We start from the raw sequence: 2,309 nt of genomic DNA, 5'->3' as shown, positions 1-2,309 counted from the left end.
AGATGCAACTGAAGAGGGTGTCTCCTCTACTGCGGGGACGGGGTGTCCTCGAATTCGATTCATAAGACCGAATTCCGTGCCTCGATTGGTAAGACCGAGGTTCATTGTCCCTTCATCACCGTATCAGCCATATTTCGATGACCAGACGTCACGCAGCCTCATCAGAGATTCACTTGCGTTCACCCATTCAGTCTTCCTCTTGCCCGGTTTGTCCAAATGGCTTGGACGCTCCTTAGACGTTACCTCCTTGCAAAAGACCCCACCGTTACCAGTGATGCCCTTGGAGATTGAGGATAGGTTTGGACACTAACCTAGAGAAGTCACCTCCTCACTCACAACATGCGACATCGTGTCGCGCTCACCATGTCGTCCGCGTAGCGGATTGTTGGCTCGATAATATCTTTCGTTGAGGTCTTGTCAGTAATTCTTTGGTTTGATATCCTATGGTATCTGTGAATACTTTCAATTCCATTTAAGGCGATGTTAGCTAATAGTGGACTTACCACCCCACCTTGAGGTGTCCCCTGTTCGGGAAATTCTGGGTTGACTCCGGCTTTGAGACATCGGCAAATTCCTTGTCTTATACTCTTAGGAGCGATGATTCTGGGCTCTTCTGGGTTTGCGGTGGAAACTGTATAATTAAGGAACTTTATGCTAGAGGCTAAGCTCATGGATTTCCATCTTGACGGATTACTCAATTTGCCAGACATTACGATTGAAAGATGTATTAAAAACTGGAGTTTAGACTAAAAAACGATCGCATCTAAAAGTACCTGCCTTTCAACACCGGGCAAGTTATTGCTCAACAATTCCAAATAGAGGAGATTAAACAACTAATCTTGAGGACTTTTTGCGTCGAGAGACTCGTTTTTTGACAGTGGGATATCGTGGTGCCGATATCCGTACCTTTCCTGTTTCCCAACCAGGAGATTTTCCCCTCGGTTTAGGTAGTTTCGTCGGAGTACCAATGTCAACTAAAATCGATAACATTGATTGGGCAACACGTCCAGGAGTTAAATCGATCGTAGCAGATTGCCAAGGCAGTCGATTTTCTTTAACTAAATCCCTAGCCAGCCAGAGTTGCCAACTCATCAAGGGCATTAAATCACTCCACCGCTCACATTGAGAGGGAGTTCTCAGGTTAGGCAATGTCCAATGTAATCTTTGCTTGGCAAACCGATACCAATGATCCACTCCAAAACGTCGTAAATACTTAAACCAAACTATTTCTAAAGGTAGAGTTCGTTTTCCCACCCAAGCCAACCACAAGGGTGGAAACGGCTGACCGTTTGACATGGGATTGAGTCTTTCGATGAGAATTAAATTGACAGGATGTTCAGGGGCGCGATAAAAATGTAAGTCAAGCCATTGACGGACTCGGACTTGTCCCAACTGTGGATGAGAGTCAATTTCGATCGCAGTATCCACTTTGAGCCATGTGGTTGGGTCATTGAGTCTCATTTTGGACCCGTGTTTTCGCGGTCTACCGCGACCACTATAGGCTGGTGGTGCTGACCAAAAACAAGCATTCTTTCGGACTCTCATTAAGCAATCAGCTTGAATATCTGCTTGCGCTAATACCCAAGTTGCATTGCCATATTCAGGCGTCTAAGACTGCTAATATTGGGTTGACGCTTTGTTCGCAAACAAGTTTGAGTTGGGAAGCTGCTTGAAGTATGGGTGAAGACCCACTACTAATTCTTTCCTGGAGTAGGGGTAATGCCCAACTTCCTTGTTCTTCAGGTATCCACGCAATTGTACTATATCCCTGTCCAACAATGCAGCCTTTCTGATATTCATGGGTTCTGTCTTTTAATGTTTGAGCGTCAGGTCTCGCCCATGCAGTGTGGTCAATTGCCACTAATATATGTTCTGTTCTAGGTACTTGCTGCTGTAATTGCTCTTGATACAGCATCATCAGTTTTTTCCGGTCTGGTCTACAGTCTTGTAAGGCTTCATAGACGCTTGACCATTGACGATTGAATAGCGGACTGAGCGAAAATTCCGCCAAACAAGCCGCATTCCTGGTTGTCATTACTGCATCCATCAGCTCGAATTTTGCATCTTTCGCCAGCACTAATAACTCGTATGCTGCTTGACGAAAGTCTTTTAATCGTTCACTGTTCATTAAGGGAGTGGATAGGTTTTCTTTTCACCCTTATTCTCTCCCAGCGCGGTGGCTCTAGTTCTTCTGAAGCCACCTTTCTCATCTTTATTTAGTCTAAACTACAGTAAAAATGATAGAAAAACAATTTTAAAAGTGGGTTTTTTGATGGATTATGCTACTTGTCCTCACTGTCAAAAGTCCA

Annotated in this window: 1 protein-coding gene and 1 pseudogene; both read right to left on the bottom strand. The window is 44.6% G+C overall.

Annotation, left to right across the window (positions count from 1 at the left end; all coding sequences use genetic code 11):
• Positions 1-825: 825 nt before the first annotated feature.
• Positions 826-1,587 (bottom strand): annotated as a pseudogene (locus QUA07_RS29780) (hypothetical protein); the annotation flags it as partial.
• Positions 1,588-1,600: 13 nt separating this feature from the next.
• Positions 1,601-2,128 carry a hypothetical protein gene (locus QUA07_RS29775; RefSeq protein WP_333332832.1) on the bottom strand — a complete coding sequence of 176 codons (528 nt, stop codon included), beginning with the start codon at positions 2,126-2,128 and terminating at the stop codon, positions 1,601-1,603.
• Positions 2,129-2,309: the final 181 nt, after the last annotated feature.

Source organism: Microcoleus sp. T3_A4, from assembly GCF_036700465.1.
Taxonomy (GTDB): Bacteria; Cyanobacteriota; Cyanobacteriia; order Cyanobacteriales; family Microcoleaceae; genus Microcoleus.
Note: the sequence above shows the minus strand (reverse complement) of the source record. Positions and strands in the feature narration are given on the sequence as shown.